This is a genomic window from Bdellovibrio bacteriovorus, from assembly GCF_001592755.1.
GTDB classification, from domain to species: Bacteria; Bdellovibrionota; Bdellovibrionia; order Bdellovibrionales; family Bdellovibrionaceae; genus Bdellovibrio; species Bdellovibrio bacteriovorus_E.
Genome location: NZ_LUKF01000020.1, coordinates 36541 through 52885, shown reverse-complemented (window position 1 = coordinate 52885; position 16345 = coordinate 36541). Strand labels below are relative to the sequence as shown.

The window sequence follows — 16345 nt, the reverse complement described above, 5'->3', positions numbered from 1 at the left end:
AGGACGAATATGACGAGGTCAACGAAAGTTCGATGGAGTCATTTCCTGCCAGTGATCCTCCCGCCTGGAGTAAAACTCCAAAAAATCCTGACGAATACCACTGATGTGTCGGTGATTTGACGGGGCGAAATGTCCACTCGACTTGGGGCAAAATAAAAAAGGCTCTTGATTTCTCAAGAGCCCTTCTGACTTTTTGCATTTACTAAGGCTTAGGCTTCGACTTCGTCGCGATGTCTTTCACGACGGTCCCAGCGTGCAAAAAGACTGTACACACAAGGCACCACATAAAGAGTCAAGAACGTCGAAACAAAAACGCCCCCGATCACCGCGATGGCCATGGGTTGACGCGCTTCCGCTCCCGGTCCAAGACTGAGCGCTGCTGGCACCGCACCGGCGATAGTCGCAAACGATGTCATCAAGATAGGACGCAGACGTGTCGGACAGGCTTCGATCAAGGCCTGATGAACCGAAACATGTTCGGTGTCGCGACGTTGATTCGTAAAGTCCACAAGCAAGATCGAGTTCTTTTTCACGATACCCATGAGCAAGATCAAACCAATCATACTGAAGATATTCAGTGACTGACCGCCGATCAAGAGTGCCAAGAAAGCACCCGAGAAACTAAACGGCAACGCCATAAAGACCGTGATCGGATCAATAAAACTATTGAACTGCGACGCCAGTACCATGTAGGCAACAACAAATCCCATGATCAAAGCAAAGATCAAGCTGATAAAGCTTTGCTGGAACTCTTCGGCCGATCCGCTGATAATGACTTTGTATTCTTGCGGCAGAATTTTTCGAGCCGCGGCCATCGCTTGATCCGAAGCTTGCTGCTGACTCAATCCCGGTCCCATGTTTCCGTAAATGATGATCGAACGTTGACGGTTCTTACGAGAAATCGTCGAAGCCACGGAAGCTTCTTTGATATCGACGACATCCGCAATAGGCACAAGCTCACCACGGTTGTTACGAACCTTCAACTGACGGATACGTTCGTGAGGTGCTTGTCCGTTTTCTGCCATCTTCACGCGAATATCATAGCGGTGGCCGCCTTTTTCATAGCTACCCACAACCACCCCACCCATCATCGCATTTAAGACTTCACCGATAGCAATCACACTCACACCACGGTCAGAAGCCTTTTTGCGATTCGGAATCACTTGGATTTCTGGAGCACCGGCTTGATAGTCCGAACTTACATCCGTCATGATTTTCTTATTCTTAAGTTCTTCAACGATGGTTTCAGAGTACTTACCCAACTCGTTCCAGTTCGGTCCTTGAATACTGAATTCCACGGGGAAGCCCTTACCACCGCCCCCACCGAATCCTTGCGTTGATGGATCTTGCACCTGAGGCTTCGCATCTGGAATGGTTTTATTAAGGTATTCACGCACCACTTCGATAAACTGTTGCTGAGAAAGTTCTTTTCCTTTTTCAGGATCTTTCCCACGCTCGCCTTTGGGTTTTAAATCCACAAAGATGATGGCGTTATTCGCCTCACCACCTGTGAAACCACCGGCGGCCACGAAGGTTGATTTCACTTCGTTGCGTTTATGAAGGAAGTCTTCAATCACTTTTACTTTTTCGTCCGTAAAAGAAATGGCCGACTTCGGCGGGTTGCTGATTTGAATCATCAACGAGCTCTGATCCTGTGCTGGTTGAAACTCTCCTTTTAAGAAAGCCACAGAACCGAAGCTCAGAACGAAGAAAATCAAAGAGGCGAAAATAACTTTCCAGCGGTGATTTAGCGACACCTTCAATGATCTTGTATAAAGATCATGCAGACGCTCGTACCCGGCTTCAAAGGTTCTTCCAATACGAGTTGTTCGTTCACCTGATTCAACAAACTGCGACGCACGCATCGGAGTCAACGTCAAAGCTTCGAGAAGTGAAATCATCACCGCCGCACTCATCGTCACACCGAATTGGAATAAGAAGCGACCGATCAAACCTTCCATAAAGGCAATAGGCAAGAAGATCGCCACCAAAGACACGGAGGCGGCCATCGCTGCAAACGTGATCTCTCTGGCACCGACCAAGGCCGCTTCCTTCTTCTTTTTTCCCATCTCTAAGTGACGGATGATGTTTTCTAAGACCATGATCGCGTCATCGACGACGATACCGATCGCCAAACTCAAGCCCATCAACGTGAAGATATTCAGCGTAAAGCCCGCGAAGTATAGAATAATAAAGCTTCCTAAAACCGAAGTCGGAATCGCCAACAAGACGTTGAACGTCGAAGACCAAGATCCTAAGAACAGCCAACACACCAAGGAAGTTAAAATCGCCGCCAAAATCAAAGTCAGAACCAATTCATGAACGGATTCTTCAACGAACTTCGTTCCATCATAGTTCACGACTATTTGCATGCCCTCAGGCAACGTCTTTTGGATCTCGACGATACGATCCTTCACCGCATGTGCGACGGACACCGCATTCGATCCACGCTGTTTAACTACGCCCAGACCGACGGCAAACTTTCCATTGGCCCGCGCGAACTGGACAACGTCGACGGTGCCTTCTTTAAAGTCAGCAACGCGCTCTAACGGAATCGGACTGTAGTTGGGGCCCCCGCCGCGAGAATTCACGAGGATATTGTGGAACTGATCTAGCTTTTTCGCTTCGCCTAAGGTGCGCAGACTGTATTCCGTCTTATTATATTCTGCTCGACCTGCTGGTGGTTCCGCATGTTCGTTACGTAAAGTCGTAACGACGTCCGAGACAGAAAGAGCATATTTATGCAGATCTTCGTTACGCACCCACACACGCAGATTAGGTTCTAAGTAACCGGGCATCCAAAGATTCCCTACGCCAGGAACCGTGGTTAAGCGATCACGAATCTGGTCGTTCACGTACACCATCATATCCTGCAAAGGCATTTGGTTACTTGAAACCGACAACCACATGATCGGGAAATCTTCCGGATTGATTTTCATCACTGTCGGAGGATCCATATCCTGAGGCAGGGCGCCTTGAATTTGCGCCATCTTCGCCTGAACGTCTTGGAAGGCCACATCGATATTGACCTCAAGATCAAACTCGATCGTCACATCCGCCGTACTATTGCGCGCAATGGAGGTGATATTTTTCACCCCTTGAATACTAATCAAGGCATCTTCGATCGGATCGATGACGTCGGCTTCCATCACTTCTGGTGCCGCTCCTTCGTATCGAACTGAAAGAGAGATGACTGGGAAGTCCACGTCGGGAAGCTCACTGACCCCCATGCGCATAAAGCTGATCGCCCCGAATACGATCAAGCCAAACATCAACATCCAGGCAAATACGGGCTTACGGATTGATAAATCAGATAAAGTCATTGTCTAGTCTTCCTTCACTGCCGGCGCGATCATTTCGGCCGCCGCAATTTGCAAACGAACAAGTTCAGATTGAGCCGCAAAGCGCGCTTGGTCTAAAGCGCGTGAGGCCACACGAAAATCCGTTAACGCGATTTGTACATCGACGTTGCGGGACAGGCCCCGACGGTAATCACGCTGAAGCACTTGATAGTTTTTCTCGGACAAGCTGGTGGCCTTTTCCAAGGCTGCCACTTGGTTTAAACGAGATTGATAATTTTCATAATAGGCCCGAATTTCTTGATCCGCTTGGCGACGCAAACGCGCTAAAGTCAGATCGGCTTCAATTTTTCTTGAGGCCGCTTCGCGCACTTTCGCCTGCGTGGTGCCGCCTTCAAAGATCGGTAAAGTCAAAGTGAACTGCACGTCCCACTTTAAGTCTTCACTGAATCCTTCAGGACGCTTCAAATAATAATTGCCCGCCACATCTAACGAAGGCCAATGCGCCCCTTTTGCGATCTTCACATCTTCCTCTGCGGCATTATAAAGTTCGCGCGCTGACTTCACGTCGTAACGTTCTTCAATGCGCTTCAGATAATAATCCAAAGAGTTGATGCTTTTATTTTTCGTGAGTGCCGGGTCCGTTAAAGACTCATTCGCTGGCAGGCCCGTGATAAAGGCAAAAAGCTCGCGGGCCATTTTCAGATTTCCGCTGACGATTTGTGATTCGGCTTTCAAGCCGGCTTGACTGGACTGCGCCGTCAAAACCTCGGTGGAATTAGATTCTCCGCGACGAACACGTCCACTCAATTCAGAAACGCGCTCATCATAAAGCTTGATTTGCACTTCCAGGTTTTTCAAATCCTGCTCGAGTGTCAGAATATTCAAATAGGAATTAGCGACATCTTGATAAAGCTGCAAAAGCGCCTGATTGCGCGCTTCTTCTTGAGATTCTAAAAGATCTTTCTGTTGGCGGATGCCGGCAAACTCTCGCAGGCCTCGGAATAAAACCTGATTCGCAGAAAGCGCCACCGTCGTCTGACGGTCCGGAAAGATCTCTTGAGCTAAGGGATCTTTCGCTTCCGGTTGCATGAAGTACGTCGCCTTAGCTGAAATTTGTGGGTACAAACCGCCGCGCAATTGCGAAACCCGTTCTTTGGCTTGAGTGACTTTGGCGTTTTGCAAACCGACAGTTTCATTCTTCTGTAAAGCGGACTGATAAGCTTCTTGAAGTGTGGCTGAAAAGGCAGGGCTTGTTGTTAAAAAAGGGATGATCAACGATAGAAGTGCATGTTTTGACATGGACACATTCTTACTTAGAGCAGGAATTTTTCAAAACAAAGATTTTTTATGGCCTCACTGCGGCACGCAGAGCGGAAAAGCGGTCGACGACGAAAATCACCGGCCGCTTAGTCAGCTAATTAGATAGTTGCAGAGCGTAAATCAGACATCGGCCTCAGACGCTCTTTCAGATCCGTCGTGGTCGCAGCGGTCACAAGATCTTTAGGAATCTCTTGGACGATACATTGACGTACTTCTTTACTTAAAAGTCCGCGTAAGCGCCCAAGACACTGTGGCTCTGCGATGAGTACGAGTTCTTCGAACAAGTGCTGCTGACAAGAATCGTACAGAAATTGAGAGACTTGTTTGGCAAACTCTTGAGCGACGTGCTCTGTCGGAGAATCAATTTTCTCGCGCCCCATTCCATGAGTGGTAAAGCCAGATACAAAGCTTCCAGGTTTATCGGCGTTGATATCCTGCGCTTTCAATCGGCCTCGAGGATTCGACAGCTTTGTGACGAATTGCACATCTGCGGAGCGGTTGTTTCCATGTTCAAAAATCTTAGCTTCAGAACGGTTGACGACACAAATCCAAGTTTTCATGTTCATCCTCTCTGCTGTATGTTTGAGGGCCTTCTTTCATTGTAGTGAAGTGAAGATGTTTTCCCCACATGACTCCTCACACTGGACTGTCAAATGACTTTTTGTGTTCCTTGTCGGTTGAGCGGATAATGGACACATGATAGAAAAGATGACACACGATGATCTTTTACGTCTTACATCCGTCCAGGATGGTCCCTGTATCTCCATTTATGTCCCGGCGATGCCGTCGAAGACTTTACAAATGGAATACGAGGCGCTGGTCCGTCGTGCCGTGCATCTGCTTTCTTACGACCAAAGGAAAGAACGACACCAGGAACTTCTCGACGCCCTCTATAACTTTAATCCGGCTGAATTTTTAGAATCGGAAAAAGAAGGTTTGGCGATTTTTGTCAATAAGCATTGGACTGGTTATTACGTTGCGGGCCACGAGCTGCCTTCAAAAGTCGTCGTCGCCGAATCGTTCCATCTAAAGCCTTTGATCGAAGACCTGCAAGGGCACAACACCTACCATGCTCTGGTGCTAACACCGTCTGAAGCAGTTCTTTTTAGCTGTGATGGCAGTCGTGGCAGCGAGGTTCACACCTTCCTTTATCACCACGGTCAACATAGCAACAGTATGCACTGGAAATATCAGGATGAGACCGAAACTTTTCAGATTCCTCACTTGAAATCACACTCACGTGGTCGCGGAACTCAAGACAATCATTTAAAGAAAAAATCCAGCGGAAAACTTTTTTTAAAATGGATTGAATCAAAGATATCGAAAGAAACCGGTTATAAAACTTTGCCTTTGTTCGTCTTCACTAGCGACATTATCTTTCACGCATATAAAGAAGTGTCGGCGCATGGGGAACCTATTTTATGCAAGATTGATCCCACAAAAGGAATCCCCCGCATTGAAGCAATCACGCACCAAGCGAATTTACACATTCAAAAGAACCAGTCTCAACAGCGCAACGTCTCTACCTTAGAGATTGACGAAATGACCCGTCAAAAACGTGTCATCGATGATCTGGTAAAAATCTCTCGAGCGGCTTTGGGTGGAAAAGTAAAAACTTTATTTATTCGTGATAACAGCGAAATCTGGGGACAACTGCACCGCGGAAGTGCCGAGATCACTTTTCATGAAAAGCAACAGGATGCAAAGGATGACGATATTTTGGACGACATCGCCTGTGAAGTGATCCGTCAGGGCGGAGAAGTTATTGTCCTTAATGATAAAGACATGCCGACGTCCTCCCCCGCTGCCGCGATCCTCAACCTTCAATAGCTATTTGGCATGAAGACCTTGGTAAATAAGACCTTGCCCTAAAGACGCTTGCACGGTCTCGACTTTTGAAATTTTCAAGGCCTGCATATAACCTAAAACCAAAGCTAGATTAGAAACATCGGAAATTTTATAATCACCTTCAAGCTGACTGTCACTCAGCGGAGCCCGTCTTTTCAAGGCCTCACTCAGCTGATTTTCAGTAAAGTCGTGCCCTGAAGGATGTGCTTGCCTTTGCACTGATGCCGACAACACACCTCCAACTCCGATCCAACGAGCTTGAGTGGCGTTGTCTTTGAAAAACTTAGGCACATTCAAATAGGCATGATTTTTCGCCAGTTGCAAAGCCGCCTCTTTCTGGCGTCCCAAAGGATTCGGCGAAGAAACTTCCGCCGGATTTTTAAACTGCAAGACCTGCAAAATTTTATTTTTAAAAGTCACCGAAGCTAAATCACCTTGATAGATATGAACTTTGTCCTTAGTGCGGGCATACATTTGCATGGAGCCCCCGCCAATATCCCAAACCACCATCAATTCTGAAGGTTCCACTTTTTTTTGCGCCAAGGCTGACCAATATCCCAGCTCCGCTTCTCGTTCCTGCGAAATAATCTGCACAGGAACACCCACTTCTTCCGAGATCATTTGCGCTGTGGCCTTGCCATTTTTAGCAACGCGAAAAACCGAAGTAGCGACGCCTTGAATGCGTGTGACTTGCAGCTCTTTCATCTTCGTCACGAAGTTTTTTATTTTTGGAAAAGCCTCTTGCACCGTGGTCGCGGGAATTTCTTTTTTGGGAGATTTTTCTAAAGCTTCGTTAAGGGCCAACGGCAACCGGTCTTCATACAGGACAGAGATGATCTTCTTGGCGCAAGTATCCACAACCGCGGCAAAGGCTTTCGTAGTTCCAGAACCAAAATCAAGAGCTCCCCTTCTTTCTTCGCAGTCATTCGCAAAAGTGCTGGATGAAAAGATAAGAAGACTTAAAATCAGAATAAGTAGCTTCATTGCTCGTTGCTCCATGCTTCTGTTCGCTCTAAGTAATGATTTTCTTGCTGGAACATTTTCTCTAAATCGTCGCGCGCCTGCTTAGATCGGGACACCATCTCATCCGGATTATCACGACGGCGATGCAGCTCTTCCAGCATCTGGTTATTATGATCCCGGAAAATATTTGCGGCAATCACACTTTGATAAGCCGGCCAACCCAAAGCTCGCAAGACCGAAGAACCCATGCGCAACGAAGACTCATAGAGCTCCCGTTCGAAGTTAAATACGTCTCGGTCCATCAATCGGTACACGTGATCGACATTGCGAGCCCGAGCAAAGATTTTAAGATGCGGAAAGGCTTCGCGTGCGGAATCAATCAGCTTCAGGCAATCATCCATGTCATCAATAGCGACCACAAGGATTTTTGCATGTTGAGCACCGGCGGCCTCTAAAAGATCCATACGGGTGGCATCACCATAGTGAACTTTGAATCCGAAACGACGAAGCATTTCAATTTGACTGGGCTCATGATCTAAGACCGTGGCCTTCACACGATTGGCGTACAGCAAACGACCGATAATCTGACCGAAACGACCGAAGCCCGCGATGATGACCGGGCTGTGCTCGTCTTCAATCTTATCTTCTTCCATCGTCGAAGCGCCTGCGACATAACGAAGATACACTTTGTCGTAAAGTAGGATCGTTAACGGCGTGAATAACATGGAAAGAGCCACCACGGCCGTCAAAGTTCCAACGGTATTTGTATCTAAAACCTTCAGACCTTGAGCGGCCCCTAAAAGAACAAATGCAAACTCACCAATTTGTGAAAGAATGATAGCAAAGAATGGAATCTGCGCTCGAGGTGTTTTGAATAAAAAAGCCAGTCCGGCATGCACTGCCGTTTTTACAATGAATACCAAAAGCACCAAAAGAACGAACTGCGCCGGATTCTCAAGAATTTGGATCAGGTTGACGCTCATGCCGACAGAGATAAAGAAAAGCCCCATCAACAAACCCTTAAACGGCTCGATATCTGTTTCCAAAGCATGACGATATTCGCTATCCGCCAAAAGCACACCGGCCATAAAAGCGCCCAATGCCATCGAGATTCCCAGTCTTTGCATCAAAAAGGACATTCCGATGACCAAGAATAAAGCGAAGGCCGTAAAGATCTCGCGCAAGTGCAAAGCGCCAATCCAACGCAAGAAATGACGAAGCAGCAAGCGCCCCAGAACAATCACGGTTGCTAGAACCATCACCACTTCTAAAACGCTGGCCCAGGGATTCCCGGTAGAGGCAGATGCGGCGGCATTCACGGTTAATAGCGGCAGAATTGCAATCATCGGAATGACGGCAATATCTTGAAATAACAAAATAGAAAAGGCCGAGGAACCTGAAGTCGTGGCTAAAAGTTTTTTCTCGGATAAAATCTGCAGACCGATAGCCGTCGAAGAAAGAGCAAATGCCATTCCCACCAGGATCGATACAGCCGTGCTTTGAGCAAAAAAGAGCTTTACGATAAGACCAATAACGACGCTGACCGAAAGAACCTGCAAACCACCCAGCCCGAATATAGAGACCCGCATGTCCCATAACTTTTTCGGTTCCAGCTCAAGCCCAATCAGGAACATCAAAAGCACGACACCGAATTCGGAAATGTGCATGATGTCTTCCACGCCGGCGATGACCTTAAGACCATACGGGCCGATAATCATTCCGGCAAGCAAGTAGCCAAGCACAGATCCCAATCCTAAGCGCTTACAAATAGGAACGCAGATCAATGCAGAAACTAAAAACACTAAAATATAAAACAAACCACCTGATTCCATCGTTCTTCGTTCCTACATATCTTTACAAACGCCAGTTGCACAATAATCAATCATTCTGCGGCGAACGGCCTCGGCATGTAACAGAATTTGCTCTTCGGTTGCTTTTCCCGTTCCTGTCATGACGACAGGTTTATGCCACTTCATTCCACACTGCTCGATCGTCTGCCGATACGGTGGAAAAAAATCTTCGACCGATCCCGGCGAGGAAGGATCGCCCCAACCCCCAGTCGTGATCGATAAGAAAAAGTCTTTGCCTTGAAGTTTATTTCCGCCCGGCCCGTACGCAAATCCACGACGTAAAACTTCATCACACCAGAGCTTCATCAAGGGTGGCATCGAAAACCAATAGAACGGATGCTGCCAAACCACAAGATCATGCTCTAATAAAAGTTCCTGCTCTTTTTGAACTTGGATATGAAAGTACGGATACTCTTCGTAAAGGTCATGCACATGAACATGTTTTAGTTCGCGTAGCTGATCCATGATGGCGCGATTGACTCGGGACTGTTTCGAAAAAGGATGTGCGAAAAGAACAAGGGCTTTTTTCATCACGACATCGTCATCCGACGAACGACAAAAGTCAAATGGGGCAAGAATCCCAGAGGAAAAAGGGATAATTACCTCTGTCTGCAACTCAATATCGCATCTACCGGATTTCGCGTTGGCATCCTTCCTGCTTTGCACTGATTAGTGGTTACCAACAACACAAAAAGGAGTGGATTCATGGAAACGACCCCAAACGATTTCAGAAGCAACCTTGGCAACATCAAAGAAAATGTGAAACAAGGCGTGAAGCAAGAACTTGATAAAAGTGGCTGGACTGACACTTACAATATGGCCCAAGACAGAGCCCGTGAAGCCATGGACGCTTCCGAGGAATTTGTTAAGGCTCATCCCTTTTACACAGTCCTTGGCGCAGCTGCAGTGGGTCTGGTGGCCGGTCTGCTAATCCGTCGTAGATAATTCAAATCAATTAAATAAATAAGGAGGTCCCGTCCTCGAGACCTCCTCATCATCGCAGGGAGTCCCAATGAAGTGGTTAGCTTTAGTATTGTCGTTCGTTTTTGGTCGCCTAAACATGAGACCCCGCGGCTTTAAAGATGCCGCCATTGAAATTTTTGATGAAGTTTCATTCCGCAGTCGCCGCATGGTGACACTTATTCTTGTCGGCGTTGCCTCTGTCATCTTTTTTACCGGTGGCCTGTTTATTTCACTTTTAGATTTATCCATGCAGTGGGATCGGACCGGTTCTATCGTTTGGTCCGCGACACTCAGCACGGGAGTGGGTTTGATTGTGTTGGCTTCGGTCGCTTTTGCCGTCGTCTTTCTGCGCGCTTGGCCGGGAGCCACGAAAGCAAAACAAGAAATCAAACGCAAACTTAAACATGAACGCGAAGAAGAGGAAATGGAACAGCACAAGCGCCCGTCCTCGCTGGAACACGCTCTGTCGGCTTTAGTGATGGACTATGTGAAGGAGCGTGAGATTCGCCGTGCCGCTCGTGGACCGGAAACATCTGCGTATGCAGGCGAAGACATGGCCAGCACCACAGCACCGAACCGCGAAACACCTCGCTCGCACGTGCATTAAGCACGTTGCTGATGCGGCTGGTGAGTTTTGCGATACAGTGTTTTTCGGTCAATACCCAAATCTTTCGCTGTTTTTTCTCGTGCGCCCTTATTAACCTGAAGGGCGTACTCGATATACTGACGAGCCATTTCTTCCAGCGAAAGCAAACGACCCTCTTTTTGACAAAGACGTTCAAAGACCGACTCCATGCTGATGGATCGTCTTTGATTCCCATCTAAATCATTCACGGTGATTTCATTTCCGGCACTTAAAACCACCGCGCGCTCAATGGTATTTTCAAGTTCGCGCACATTTCCCCACCAGGAGTGCGAAAGCAGGTAGCTTCCGACATCGGAAGCAAAATGCTTTTCAACAGAGTGATGGCGCAATGAAAACTTTTTTAAAAAATATTGTGCTAGCGGCAGAATGTCCTCCATGCGTTCGCGCAAAGGCGGCACTTCAATGGGAACGACATTCAAACGGAAGTACAAGTCTTCGCGAAATTTCTTTTGCTGCACATCTTCGCTGAGGTCGTTATGAGTGGCCGCAAGAATACGGATATTCAAGGGGCGATAGTGATTTTCGCCAACTCTTTTGACCTTTTTTTCCTGCAGCACTCGTAAAAGCTTGGCTTGCAGGTGCAAATCCAGATCACCGATTTCATCCAGAAAAAGAGTTCCCCCATTGGCCTCTTCAAAAAGACCGGGCTTTTGATTAGACGCCCCGGTGAACGCACCTTTGGCATAACCGAAAAGTTCGCTTTCTAGAAGTTGCTCAGGGATGGCTGAACAGTTGATCGGCACAAAGGGTTCTTTGCGGCGAGGACTGAGGTCATGAATCATGCGCGCAATGATCTCTTTCCCGGTCCCGCTTTCACCCGTGATCAACACGTTGGCAGAGCTGGCAGAAACTTTCTTGGCAATCTCAATAATTTTTAAAAAGCGCGGACTGTGCGCGATGACTTGTGATTCCATTGTCGTCGACATTACGGATGCCCCCATTCACACCAATTCTTTTCAGGTACGGATCGTCCCTCGGAAATAAAATCTAAGACTTCAACTAAGGCCTGCCCCACTTCGGCTGCAGAAGCGGGATTCTGACCGGTGACTAAGCGCCCGCTTTTAACTACGTGAGAAGTAAACTTCGGTGCTGAAGAAAACAGGGCGCCTCGCTCTTTCAATTTACTTTCTAAAAGAAACGGCACGACTTTTTCCATGCCTACGGTTTCTTCCTCGTCATTCGTGAACGCAGAAAGCTCATGGCCCTGCACCAAGTACTGACCACTAGAAAGACGCACATTCACAAGTCCCGCAGCCCCATGACAGACAGAAGCCACGACGCCGTCGTTTTCAAAAATGCGGGCGGCAATTTTTTGCAGCTCTTTATTGTCGGGCAAATCAAACATCGCTCCATGCCCACCGACATACAGAACAGCGACATAATCATCGATATTTACTTCTGAAGGTTTTAATGAAGCTTCGATTTTTTCTAGAAAATCTTCGTCATTCATCCACGTCGCATTGATGGGGTCGTCCATCTTGACGCCATCCAAGGGGACTTTTCCCCCTTGGGGGCTCACCATATCGACGCTATATCCAGCGCGGATGACTTCGTCGTACGGATGGGTGATTTCTGACAGATACGCACCGGTATGGTGTCCCGAGTTCCCCAAACGATCTGTGCTGGTTAAAACAAAAAGTACCTTCTTACTCGTCATAAAAAGTCCTCCTTGCGCCTTTTAAGTCAGGATGAGGGATCACTAGAGAGAACTCAATTTCTTGCCCCGCCTTGTGTGAAAAAACTGCGACTCGTCTTTGGTCCAATTTGCCGGTTGAAAGCGTCAAGTCTCGACGTCGAACTCCGATTGATCATCAACACATCATTTCTGGAATTATCGGGAGCAACTATGACGTTACGTATTTTATCTCTTCTTTGTTTTTTCTTTCTCTCTTCGGCCTTCGCACAGACCCCCGAGGTCGACCTCTCAAAATATGACTATGTCGATCCAAAGAAAGAAGTGCCGACAGTCGCTCTGACAAAAGCGCTTACTTACTACGATGTTTACTATAATAAGATTGCCAATAAGAATTACGTGACGGTGATTGACTTCACTCAAGCCTCTCATCAAAAACGCATGTACCTGATTGATATGAAAACGGGTTTAGTCACTCGCTATCTGGTATCCCATGGCCGCGGTTCTGACCCTAGCCACACGGGCATGGCGAAGAAATTTTCCAATATTGAAGGCTCTAAGATGTCTTCTATCGGTATGTACGTGACCGGGGCAGAATACAGTGGTAAACATGGCCGCTCCATGCGCTTAGTGGGTTTAGAAAAAACCAATGATCAGGCGATGAGTCGCGCGATTGTGGTGCATGGTGCCTGGTATGTCGACCCTCAATACAAGCCCTTGGGTCGCAGTGAAGGCTGTCCTGCGGTGGAACAAAAGTATATCAACACCGTCGTCAGTCAGCTTAAAGGCGGAAGTGTTTATTATATTTGGGCGGGACAACCTTAGGAATTTTTAGTGGAACTGCTGTACAAGGATGACTACTTTATCGCCGTCAATAAACCGTCGGGATTTCACGTTCATCCACATGAAAATGTACAGCATCGGGTTTCTCGAGATAAAATCTGTCTTTATCACGCTCGCCGCATGATGAAACAACACGTCTATCCGGTGCATCGTTTGGATGCCGCAACCAGTGGCGTCCTGCTTTTTGCCCTGTCTTCTGAATCCGCACGAGAAATCTGCAAACTCTTCACCGACCGCGCCACCCAGAAAACCTATCAGGCGGTGGTTCGTGGTTATGTCAAAGAAGAAGGCCTCATTGATCTTCCTTTGGAATTGGATTCCACCGGAGACCTCGTCGACGCTAAGACATCTTTCAAACGCTTAGGCACAAAAGAATTTCCGGTGGCCGTGGGTAAAAAATTTCCCACCGCTCGGTATTCTTGGGTGGAAGTCACTCCCCATACCGGCCGTTATCACCAGATCCGCCGCCACTTTAATCGCATTTCCCACCCTCTTTTAGGGGATGCCGTTCATGGCGATTCGCACCACAACCGCTTTTTCCGCAATGAAGTGGGAATTGAGGGCCTGTGCCTTAAGGCCCTGCGCCTGGAATTCATCCATCCCTGGAGTGGCGAAAGAGTCACAATCGAGGCTCCGGCTTGTGAAAAATGGAATAAAATTCAAAATTTGTTTGCCCCGGCCCAGGGCGAATAAGCCTCTCTGAAATCCCTTTGACCTCCCTCTGGGACCGGCGTAAAAAGACCGCCGTTTCAGAGGTAAAAAATGTCTAAGGCGCAAGCTCTTCACAAACTGATGGTTGTGGTGGCTCTTCTTCTAATTCTTCTTGTGACTATGCAGTCCCACGCGACCCCCGTGCATCACAAAATGCAGGTGGAACTTCTTCCCGGGCTGAAAATGTTGAAAGCCCAAGATACTCTGACTTTTGCAAAAGACTCTCCTCGCAAGCTCAGCTTCGTTTTGCATAAAGATTTGCAAGTTTCCGTAACAAGCGCGGATGACAGCCTTGTTCTTTTGCATGCGGCAACCAAAGAAGAACCTTATGCTGAATACGGATTGCAGCTTGGAAGCCAAGACAACAAAGTGTCCTTGTACTATCAAGGTGTGATTTACGATGCCGTCGTCAATGACAACTCCAACGGGTTGATTGCCGCTGAAGGCGCCACTCTTTTTGGCAGCACTTATTGGTATCCGTCTTTCCTAGATACCCAAAAAAGTTTCGACATCACCGTGAAAACGCCTTTGGCTTGGAGATCTTTAATCCAAGGCCAAATCACAAGTATGGAAGTGGACGTCAGTTCGCGCACCACTCGCTTTGTAGAAATCTATCCTCAGGAAGAAATCTATCTAGTCGCGGGGCCCTTCTCATTCTACGAAAAAGAAATGAAAGATGGGAAAAAGGTGCAAGTTCTTTTGCGCAAAGACGATCCCTCGTTAGCGCAAAGTTTTATGTCTTTGATCCCGGGATTTATGGAACACTATGCTTCCAGCATCGCTCCCTACCCGTATTCATCATTTACCGTCGTTGAAAACTTTTGGGAGACCGGCTACGGCATGCCCAGCTTTACGCTTTTAGGTCCCACCGTTATTCGCCTGCCATTTATTTTAAACTCCTCCTTGCCTCACGAAGTTTTGCATAACTGGTGGGGTAATAGCGTTTACGTCGATTATGATAAAGGCAATTGGAGCGAAGGTCTTACGACTTACATGGCCGATCACTGGCAGCAAGAACTTGCCGGGAATGATCCTGGGTATCGCTTAAATACGCTTATTAACTATTCCGATTTTGTTGCCGCAAATCCTAAAAATGATTTCCCGGTTCGCCAGTTCCGGGGACGTCACAACTCCAGCTCGCAAGCCGTTGGTTATGGCAAAACCATGATGATTTTCCATATGCTGGAATTCCGCTTCGGCAAAGATCTTTTCAAAAAAGCCCTGCAGGATTTTTACTCCGAAAATCTGTATCAACGCGTTTCCTTTAACGAGATTCAAAAGAGTTTTGAAAAAGTCACGAATCAGAACTTAAATAATTTCTTCACGCAATGGCTGGATCGCGAAGGCGCACCTCAGATTGAAATCCCTGACGTGAAAGTCATGCGCTGGTTGGATGGCTCTTACAGCACGACTTATGTGCTTGCGCAGACGCAAAATGCAGCGACGTACGAACTGCACATTCCGGTGGTTTGGACTTTAGAAAACGGACAAGTGATTCGTCAGATCGCTCGTCTTTTTGATAAGTCTCAGGTCTTTTCTCTTGTCAGCCATTCACGTCCCGTGAAGGTCGCGGTGGATCCTGATTATCACGTCTTTAGAAAGCTCTTTATTGAAGAGCGACCCGCGACTCTTTCTTCTGCTTTTGGCAGCCCTGAAGTGCACTTCTTTTTTGACCCTGCTCACCCAGCAACAGAGAAGTTTGCGCAAGCTTGGGCCGCCGCTACTGAAGGAAAAGACAGCTTCCACGCGGTCACCGATTCATTGAACCTTCCTGCCCAAGGAGCCTTGGTCTTTGTCGGCGACAAAGAGCTGTTTGCTCAATTCATGAAGACTCAACTAGAAGATCAGAACTTTGAATTGACTGACACATCCATTCGCATTGAATCGCAGACATTCCAACTTGCGGAAACCAGCACGGTCTTCGTGACAAGATTGAAATCAAATCCGCAGCAAACTGTGGTGTGGGCGCGCTGGAGCAAGGATAATAATCCTGTTGAGTGGGCGTCCCGCCTCACACACTACGGGACTTTTGGTATCTTGGTATTTAAAGGGCGTCCTGCCGTTTTAAAAAGCACCTGGCCCGTTCTGCATTCTCCTCTGCAAAGAAATCTGTAATTCATCAGTTTGATGCAAAGCCATATTCTGTGGCTTTGTTTTTGCTCCTTATAAAAGAATAGGCAAAGTCTTCAAGCTTTTGAGGACTCTTGCCACTTACTGACTTAACAAGAGGGGCAATTATGGATCTCAAGAATCAGTCAGGCAAAAT

14 protein-coding genes are annotated in these 16345 nt (G+C 47.4%); 6 read left to right on the top strand and 8 right to left on the bottom strand.

Annotated elements, in window-relative coordinates; all coding sequences use genetic code 11:
- Positions 1-209: 209 nt before the first annotated feature.
- The 3 genes from AZI85_RS16680 to AZI85_RS16670 all read right to left on the bottom strand — a co-directional run bounded on the left by AZI85_RS16680 (position 210) and on the right by AZI85_RS16670 (position 5182).
- On the bottom strand, positions 210-3323 hold the full coding sequence (locus tag AZI85_RS16680) for an efflux RND transporter permease subunit (RefSeq protein WP_063245116.1): 3114 nt from the start codon (positions 3321-3323) through the stop codon (positions 210-212).
- A gap of 3 nt (positions 3324-3326) precedes the next feature.
- Positions 3327-4601: a TolC family protein gene (locus AZI85_RS16675; RefSeq protein ID WP_063245115.1), complete on the bottom strand. Its 1275-nt coding sequence runs from the start codon at positions 4599-4601 to the stop codon at positions 3327-3329.
- A 119-nt stretch (positions 4602-4720) separates the two neighbouring features.
- Positions 4721-5182 carry a baeRF12 domain-containing protein gene (locus AZI85_RS16670; RefSeq protein ID WP_063245114.1) on the bottom strand — a complete coding sequence of 154 codons (462 nt, stop codon included), beginning with the start codon at positions 5180-5182 and terminating at the stop codon, positions 4721-4723.
- A 148-nt stretch (positions 5183-5330) separates the two neighbouring features.
- Between AZI85_RS16670 and AZI85_RS16665 the strand changes: the two genes are divergently transcribed.
- Positions 5331-6452, top strand: coding sequence for a baeRF3 domain-containing protein (locus AZI85_RS16665; protein WP_253721044.1), 1122 nt, complete (start codon positions 5331-5333; stop codon positions 6450-6452).
- Here AZI85_RS16665 and AZI85_RS16660 read toward each other — a convergent pair whose 3' ends face one another.
- From AZI85_RS16660 to AZI85_RS16650, 3 genes are read right to left on the bottom strand one after another with little or no spacing between them, the layout of a single operon-like run.
- On the bottom strand, positions 6453-7454 hold the full coding sequence (locus AZI85_RS16660) for a Ppx/GppA phosphatase family protein (protein WP_063245112.1): 1002 nt from the start codon (positions 7452-7454) through the stop codon (positions 6453-6455). It abuts the gene before it with no gap.
- A complete protein-coding gene (gene kefC / locus AZI85_RS16655) occupies positions 7451-9265 on the bottom strand; it encodes a glutathione-regulated potassium-efflux system protein KefC (RefSeq protein ID WP_063245111.1) in 1815 nt (604 codons plus the stop codon). Before kefC ends, AZI85_RS16660 begins: the two co-directional genes overlap by 4 nt.
- A 12-nt stretch (positions 9266-9277) precedes the next feature.
- On the bottom strand, positions 9278-9814 hold the full coding sequence (locus AZI85_RS16650; protein ID WP_063245247.1) for an NAD(P)H-dependent oxidoreductase: 537 nt from the start codon (positions 9812-9814) through the stop codon (positions 9278-9280).
- A 174-nt stretch (positions 9815-9988) separates the two neighbouring features.
- On the opposite strand from AZI85_RS16650, the gene AZI85_RS16645 reads away from it, so the two are divergent.
- Together AZI85_RS16645 and AZI85_RS16640 are read left to right on the top strand one after the other, a co-directional pair.
- Positions 9989-10228: a DUF883 family protein gene (locus AZI85_RS16645; RefSeq protein ID WP_063208374.1), complete on the top strand. Its 240-nt coding sequence runs from the start codon at positions 9989-9991 to the stop codon at positions 10226-10228.
- 67 nt (positions 10229-10295) lie between these two features.
- A complete protein-coding gene (locus tag AZI85_RS16640; protein WP_063245110.1) occupies positions 10296-10853 on the top strand; it encodes a hypothetical protein in 558 nt (185 codons plus the stop codon).
- On the opposite strand, the gene AZI85_RS16635 is transcribed toward AZI85_RS16640, so the two are convergent.
- Both AZI85_RS16635 and AZI85_RS16630 read right to left on the bottom strand, forming a co-directional pair.
- Positions 10850-11818 (bottom strand): sigma-54 interaction domain-containing protein, encoded by a 969-nt coding sequence (locus AZI85_RS16635; protein WP_063245109.1) that lies wholly within the window; start codon positions 11816-11818, stop codon positions 10850-10852. The two genes, AZI85_RS16640 and AZI85_RS16635, sit on opposite strands and share 4 nt — an antisense overlap.
- Positions 11818-12549, bottom strand: a complete 732-nt coding sequence (locus tag AZI85_RS16630; RefSeq protein ID WP_063245108.1) for a type 1 glutamine amidotransferase domain-containing protein — start codon at positions 12547-12549, stop codon at positions 11818-11820. Before AZI85_RS16630 ends, AZI85_RS16635 begins: the two co-directional genes overlap by 1 nt.
- Before the next feature lie 189 nt (positions 12550-12738).
- On the opposite strand from AZI85_RS16630, the gene AZI85_RS16625 reads away from it, so the two are divergent.
- From AZI85_RS16625 to AZI85_RS16615, 3 genes are all read left to right on the top strand, one after another.
- On the top strand, positions 12739-13350 hold the full coding sequence (locus tag AZI85_RS16625) for a murein L,D-transpeptidase catalytic domain family protein (protein ID WP_063245107.1): 612 nt from the start codon (positions 12739-12741) through the stop codon (positions 13348-13350).
- A gap of 9 nt (positions 13351-13359) precedes the next feature.
- A complete protein-coding gene (locus AZI85_RS16620; protein WP_063245106.1) occupies positions 13360-14061 on the top strand; it encodes a pseudouridine synthase in 702 nt (233 codons plus the stop codon).
- Between the two features lie 69 nt (positions 14062-14130).
- Positions 14131-16194: a M1 family metallopeptidase gene (locus tag AZI85_RS16615; RefSeq protein ID WP_063245105.1), complete on the top strand. Its 2064-nt coding sequence runs from the start codon at positions 14131-14133 to the stop codon at positions 16192-16194.
- Positions 16195-16345 lie beyond the last annotated feature (151 nt).